The sequence below is a fragment of the Comamonas avium genome, from assembly GCF_014836675.1.
GTDB classification, from domain to species: Bacteria; Pseudomonadota; Gammaproteobacteria; order Burkholderiales; family Burkholderiaceae_C; genus Comamonas; species Comamonas avium.
Window position 1 is genome coordinate 404,802 of the sequence record NZ_JACSQK010000006.1, and the last position, 7,084, is coordinate 411,885.

Below are 7,084 nucleotides of genomic sequence, written 5' to 3' on the forward strand. Positions count from 1 at the left end.
TTGATGGCGGCTCTAAATATTTGATTCTAAAAACTTTTAAAGTTACTAAATGAGCATGGAAATTAATCGTTCTGCATATAGGCCGGACATAGATGGATTGCGGGCAGTGGCGGTAATGGCAGTGGTATTATTCCATGCTTTTCCTAATGCAATTAGAGGTGGATTCGTTGGTGTAGATATTTTTTTCGTAATCTCTGGGTTTTTAATAACATCAATTATTATAAAAAATCTAAACCATGGTTCTTTTAGCTTTATAGATTTTTATTCTAGGCGGATAAAGAGAATTTTTCCCGCATTAATTTTTATTCTGATCTCATGCGTAGTGTTTGGATGGTTTTCGCTACTTCCTGATGAATACAAGCAGCTTGGGAAGCATATAAGCTCAGGCATTGGATTTGTGTCCAATATTGCATACTGGAGCGAGTCTGGATATTTTGATTCTTCAGCAGAACTGAAGCCGCTTTTACATCTGTGGAGCCTTGGGATAGAAGAACAATTCTATTTATTGTTTCCTCTGATAATCTGGATCTCCTGGAGGCTTAGATTAAATATTCTAACTATTATGGTTGGAGTTTTTTTGGCTTCTCTGACCTTGAATTTAATTAATATAAAAATCATTCCAGAAACGGTATTTTACCTGCTTCCTTATAGAGCTTGGGAGTTGGTTGCTGGCGGAATTCTTGCTTGCTTCATTCTTTCAAAGAAAGAGAATAAAAATTCCTTGAAGCTAAAAATTAATATTTTTATTTCAAGAATAATTTTCAATGCAGAAGCGTATAAAGGTAAAAGAACACTAGAAAATATATTTTCTATATTTGGTGTTTTTCTTATTCTATTGGGTTTTTATGCAATAGATGAGACAAAGAAATTTCCGGGGTGGTGGGCAATATACCCAGTCTTGGGCTCTGTTTTTGTTATATTGGCGGGTGAAAATGCATGGATAAATAGAGTTGTTTTATCTAGCAAATTGTTCGTCTGGGTAGGCTTAATAAGCTTTCCTCTATATCTCTGGCATTGGCCGCTGCTTGTCTTTCCAAGAATAATACAGGGAGATACACCGTCTATTCTTGTACGGTCGTTGTCAGTAGTAGCTGCATTGATTTTATCATGGGTAACATTCAAATTTATTGAAAAGCCAATGCGTCATGGTGGTGCTCTGAAGACGTCGATTCTTGTCTTTTTGGGTTGTTTGGTTTTTGCGGTAGGAGTTTTTATATACAAATTTGACGGGTTCCCTGATAGACCGGCAAATACAAATAGCATGATTTCGCAATTTGGCTGGAACGGTGATCAAAAAGACATTCTTTGCCAAAATAAAATAGGTGAGGATGCAGAATTTTGCAGAATTTCTAAAGATAAAAATCCATCTATTCTATTAATTGGGGATTCTATTGCTTGGCAGTATTATTTTGGCCTAGAGGAACAAACAAAAAATTCAGAGGAATCAGTTCTTGCGTATACGCAAGGCGGTTGTGCTGCATTCTTTGGTTTCTCTAATAGGTTTGATTTTGATAGCTGCCTTCGTGTAACCAAGAAGATGCTAGATTTTGCTAAGAATGACAGTAATATTAATACTGTTGTTTTTTCATCTTTCCCCCGTGTATATTCTGAAGATGCGCACCCTCTTGACCTTGGATATGGATTGGGTAGCAAAGAAAAATTTTCTTCAAGAATCGATTTTAATAATCACGTAAATACCACATTCTCTGGGGTTATGAATGAAATTATTTCCAAAGGAAAGACAGTTGTTTTCGTAAAAAACAATCCTTATCTTTCCTTTGAATTGAAAAATTGCATCACTAGACCATTCCGGCAAAAAGACAATAGTTTATGCGGGGAGAAATACTCGAGCCATGTTCAATATGGCCTTGAATATAATCAATTGCTTGACGATTTGATAAAGAAATTTCCTCAAATTAGGGTTTTTGATCCTGCTGAAGCTCTGTGCGATAAAGATGGAGATTTTTGCTCTCCAATAAAAGATGGGAAAATGCTTTATAGAGATGGACAGCATTTGTCGAAAGATGGATCTAAGTACTTGGGGGATTCACTTTATAAATTGATAAATAAGCCATAGATGCATCGCATCCAATATCAAATTTAAACCCGCTACGGCGGGTTTTTTTACGCCCGCGTGCAGCGCAGTCCTTTGTGGATTGCACCAGCACAAGGCGAATTTGACGCACGCAAAGCTTTTTTAAGGCTCGGGAGGGCTATGGACGATTACGGCAACGAGTAGCCGGCGCTCACGCGTCGCCAGATCAACGAACGATTCGACAAAGGGAGTGAGCGCATGGCAGCAATTGAGCGGGAGCTGGGTAAGACGCGCCAGGAATTGAGTGAACTCAAGCAGCAACTGGCTGAACTGCTGGAATTCTTCATTGCGATGAAGGGCGCATTCAAGGTGCTCAACTGATTTGGCAAGCTGGCTCGGCCAACTGCTGCCATCGTTGCTTTGGGCGTAACCCTTGTCGCCGCGTGGAATGCAGCAAAAGGGATCTACCCCAAATGAACTTCAAGCAAAAACTCATCGCCGCCATCGGCGCTGCCGCCGCCGTATCTGTGGTGCCCTTGGTGGCCACGTACGAAGGCACCGTGCTGCGCACCTACCGTGACCCCATTGGCATCATCACCGCCTGCACCGGCCATACAGGCCCAGAGCTGCGCATGGGCCAAACCTTCACGCGCCAGCAGTGCCAGGACATGCTCTATCAAGACCTGGTGCAGCATGCCGATGCGCTGGGCTGCATCTCCCAACCGCTCACAGATGACCAGCGCGCCGCCTTTCTCAGCTTTGCATTCAACGTGGGGGAGGGTGCATTTTGCAAATCCACCCTTGTGCGCAAAGCCAATACGGGCGACATGCAAGGTGCGTGTGCAGAACTCAGTCGCTGGACGTTTGCCGGCGGCAAGCAGCTGCCAGGGCTGGTTCAGCGCCGTGCTGCAGAGCGCCAGATGTGTGAAGGGGGCTTGGCATGAAGCCACAAACCATTGCTGCCGTCGTGGGGGCCGCTTTCATCTTTGGCGGTGGCTGGGCAGCCAACGGCTGGCGGCTGGGCCAAGACATTGCACAGACCAAGCTGGCCCACACCCAAGAGCTGGCCGCACGTGATGCTGGCACCTTTGCTGTGGCCCAAGCCATCGATACCAATTACCAAGGGGCACTCAATGCATCTATTCAAGAACAAGCACGCCTGGCTGGCGCTGCTGCTGTTGCCACTCGCAATGCTGGCCGGCTGCGCGAGCAACTCACTGAAGCCGACAAGCGCATTGCCACGGCTTCCTCCGCCGCCGTCAGAGACTATGCCGCAACCGCAAACAAGCTACTCGGACAGTGCAGCCAGCGATACACAGAACTGGCTGCAAAAGCTGACGGTCACGCCCTTGATGCAAGAGTCTGCAGGGCAGCATGGCCTGTGAATTGACCTCCATAAAATGTACGGAAAAAGAAAAAATGACCAGCCTTAATCGCTGTGAGCAAGCGCAGTGGAGGGTGGTTTTTCTTTTGTTAGCGCATAGCACAGGCTGTTGGATTTTGGTGATCTATATGATTTTTCAATGAAGCGCAATCAACCAATAGCGTGACTGTCTGTATGGCACATCACCCCAAAATAACTGGTTTCAGTGATAGACGTGGTTGTAAAAAGTTGTTAATTTTCTGTCCGTTTGAAATAACCAAAGTCCGTGAGCAACTGGCCTTTGGTGCACATGCATAAAAAATCAACACTGACAGGTCTGTCTGTATGAATCACATTTATCGATCTATTTGGAACGCCACGCTGGGCTGCTGGGTTGCAGCTCCTGAAACGGCCCGCACAGCAGGTGCAGGCTGCGTCAACGAAAGCATCTCTTGTGGCCAGCCAACGCAACGCCGCAAGGCGCGGTTGCAACAATTGACGGTTGCACTGACAGCTGTATGGGGTTTATGGGGTGCCGTACCAGTCGCGCTGGCGGCTTGTACTCCGTTCTTCTCCACTGCCGTAAGCACCAGTTGCACTGGCGTGATGGTGAACGTGAACAGTGCGCTCAGCAATATGAGGGTCACGGTGGAGCCGGGTGCTCAGATCTATGGACTTGGCACTTCTTTGACTCTCACTGGCAATCACACCACACTCGACAACAAGGGCACGATTGACCCCTCGTTGCTCTCGTCGGCGCCCTCGTTGAGCACGGCAGTGGTGATCGGCAATGCCAACAACAACATTTTGAACATCAACAATTCCGGGGTAATTCTCGGCACATCGGGCACACAGGGTCCTGCTCTGCTTGGCCTTGGTGGTATGGCGATTCAGGCACAGAACGGCGCGGGGGGGACAACCACAATTACTAACAGCGGGACAATTGGAGCTAAACCGCTCATCGGGGGGAACGTGTTTGAGCCTGACATCCCGGTGATTTCGGTCCAAGGTGGCGGTAAGGTGATTTTCACAAACTCCTTTGGCGGAGATATTACCGGCCGCATCGCGTTTCAAGGCACAGCGCAAGGTACGTCCTCCCCAGAAGGGGTCTACGGCAACTCGTTCATCAACGCCGGTACCCTGACTGGCAGTTTGTCCTTGGGGGCCAATGGCCTTGTCAACAGATTTGTGGCTGTAACTGGCTCGCAAGTGAAGCAGGGAGCAGGTTTGGGCCAGTCCTTGCCCGTGGTCGGCTTCTCGCTGGTCAACTTCGCCGCGACCGGCACGATCGATGGCGGTGCCGGCAAATCCAACATCCTAGTCCTGCAGAACAGTGAGACAGGTACCGGTGCGGGTACAAACGGAAGTGGCACGATTTCCAACGCGACTTATGTCAACTTCAGCAATCTGACAGTAAATAGTGGCACCTGGTCGATGGATGGTGAAGTGCTGACCGGTACTACATCCACCAGGCTCAATGGCGGCATCCTGGCGATCAACAACAATGCGGCCCTAGGGACTGGAACCATCGCTAGCGCTGGCGGCAACCTGCTGGCCGGCGCGCCTGCGGTGACGCTGAACAACCTCATTGACATTAGCGGCACTGGCCTGACTGTTTCTGGCAGTTACAAGCTGACACTAGATGGCGCAATCAGTGGTAGTGGCGCGCTGAACAAGAGCGGCACCGGTACCCTGATTCTGAATGGCTGGAATAGCCATGCGTCTACCACGTTAGCTGGCGGTGTAACACAACTGGGTAATGCCGGGGCGCTTGGTAGCGGCACGGTCACTGTCAACAGTGCTTCCACCTTGCAAAACAGCGCGGGGATGTCGGTTGCCAACAACATTCAACTCAACGCTGGGCTGACTGTGAGTAATGGAGCCGCACTGACCTTGAGTGGTGCTACCTCCGGCAGTGGCTCGCTGGTTAAAACCGGGTCTGGTACCCTGACCCTGAGCGGCGCCAACAGCTACACCGGTGGCACCATCATCCAAGCTGGCACATTGGCCTTGGGTGCTGGTGGAAGCTTGTCGGCAACAAGCGCGCTAAGCCTGTCTGGTGCGGGCAGCACATTCGACATGTCGAATGGCAGTAATCAAACCGTGGGCGCGCTGCTTGGTGCGGCGGGCTCGAATTTAGTTTTGGGTGCCAACACTTTGACCTTTGGTTCTGCCGTTAGCACCACCTTTGCTGGCAACATCAGTGGCACGGGTGGTGGCCTGATCAAAAACGGCAGTGGCACTACGACCTTGGGTGGCAATAGCAGCTATAGCGGCACCACCATAGTGGCCTCTGGCACCTTGGTGTTTGCGGGTAGTACCGGCCATCAACTGGGTAGCGGGATGACCGTGAACAGTGACGCGGCGCTGGGCATTAAAGCTACCACTTCAGTGCAGGGTGCGGTGACGCTGGCTAATAACTCCACGCTGTCATTGGATGCCACAGGGGCAACAGCTCCTTCATTGACTGCTGGCAGTCTGGGTATTGCGAACGGCGTGCAGTTCAACCTTGCGGGCATCGGCAGCTATACGGCGGATCATGTGTTGATATCAACCTTGTCGGGAATTACTGGTGATTTCAGCACCGTTAACATTGGTGGCTTTAGTGGGGCGGTGGATTACCTCACGCTGGTCACCCAAAAATCGCAAGACGGCAAGCAGTATGTTGCTACCCATGAGATGGCTTGGGGGGCGAAGAACAATTTGGCCCATGGCACGTTCACATTGGCTCAGGCAACTGACCAGTTTGATGTGGGTGCGGCACTGACGGACCAAGCATCCAACAGCAACTGGAACGGTAGCACGCTGACCAAGGCGGGTGCGGGCACGCTGGTGCTTTCAGGCAATAACACCTATACAGGCGGTACAGCGCTTAACGGCGGCACGCTTGTGGTTGGCAGCGATGCAGCGCTGGGTACCGGTACATTGACTACTGCTGGCGGCACTTTGCTGGACAGCAACAAGACGGTGAGTTTGGCCAATGATGTGATGCTCAATGGTGCTTTGACGGTTGCAGGCAGCAATGATTTGACACTGACAGGTGATGTGACTGGTAATGGCAGCTTGACAAAGAACGGATCGGCTACCTTGGTGCTGAGCGGTGCGAACAACTATATTGGTGGCACCACCATCAACGCTGGCAAGTTGGTGGCTTCTGTGGGCAGTTTGGGCAGCGGCTTCATCAATAACGATGCAGCGCTGGAGTTGAACCAGTCTGTTGACGGTACCTTGACGCAAGCCATCACTGGTAGCGGTAATTTGATCAAGACTGGTACAGGCACGCTGACGCTGACTGGTAACAACACCTTCACCGGAGGCACCATCATCAGTGAAGGTACCTTGATGGCCTCTGCAGAGCTCTTGGGCAAAGGAGCCATTGTTAATAATGCTGAGTTGGTGCTGAACCAAGCTACGGCCAGCAGCTTGGCGCAAGCCATCAGTGGCAGCGGCGGCCTGACCAAGACAGGCGCTGGTGCGCTGGCGCTAACTGGCGCCAATACCTCTACGGGCACCACCACCATCTCTGAAGGTTCCTTGTTAGCCTCAGCCGGTAGCTTGGGCAGCGGCGCTATCGTCAACAACGCAGCGCTGCAGTTGAACCAAACAACTGATGCCACCTTGGCGCAAGCCATCAGCGGCAGCGGCAGCCTGACCAAGACCGGTGCTGGCGCATTGACGCTGACGGG

At 50.3% G+C, this 7,084-nt stretch carries 5 protein-coding genes; all 5 read left to right on the forward strand.

Going from position 1 to position 7,084, the window contains the following annotated elements:
• Positions 1 to 55: 55 nt before the first annotated feature.
• Positions 56 to 2,077: an acyltransferase family protein gene (locus H9646_RS14345; protein ID WP_225214209.1), complete on the forward strand. Its 2,022-nt coding sequence runs from the start codon at positions 56 to 58 to the stop codon at positions 2,075 to 2,077.
• Positions 2,078 to 2,293: 216 nt separating this feature from the next.
• Positions 2,294 to 2,416, forward strand: coding sequence for a hypothetical protein (locus tag H9646_RS18595; protein WP_263598956.1), 123 nt, complete (start codon positions 2,294 to 2,296; stop codon positions 2,414 to 2,416).
• A gap of 92 nt (positions 2,417 to 2,508) precedes the next feature.
• Positions 2,509 to 2,979 (forward strand): lysozyme, encoded by a 471-nt coding sequence (locus H9646_RS14355; protein ID WP_191724041.1) that lies wholly within the window; start codon positions 2,509 to 2,511, stop codon positions 2,977 to 2,979.
• Positions 2,976 to 3,425 (forward strand): hypothetical protein, encoded by a 450-nt coding sequence (locus H9646_RS14360; protein WP_191724042.1) that lies wholly within the window; start codon positions 2,976 to 2,978, stop codon positions 3,423 to 3,425. The genes H9646_RS14355 and H9646_RS14360 overlap by 4 nt, the downstream gene beginning before the upstream one ends.
• Positions 3,426 to 3,743: 318 nt before the next feature.
• Positions 3,744 to 7,084 (forward strand): autotransporter-associated beta strand repeat-containing protein (locus H9646_RS14365; protein ID WP_191724043.1); only part of this gene is annotated, 3,341 nt, incomplete at its 3' end.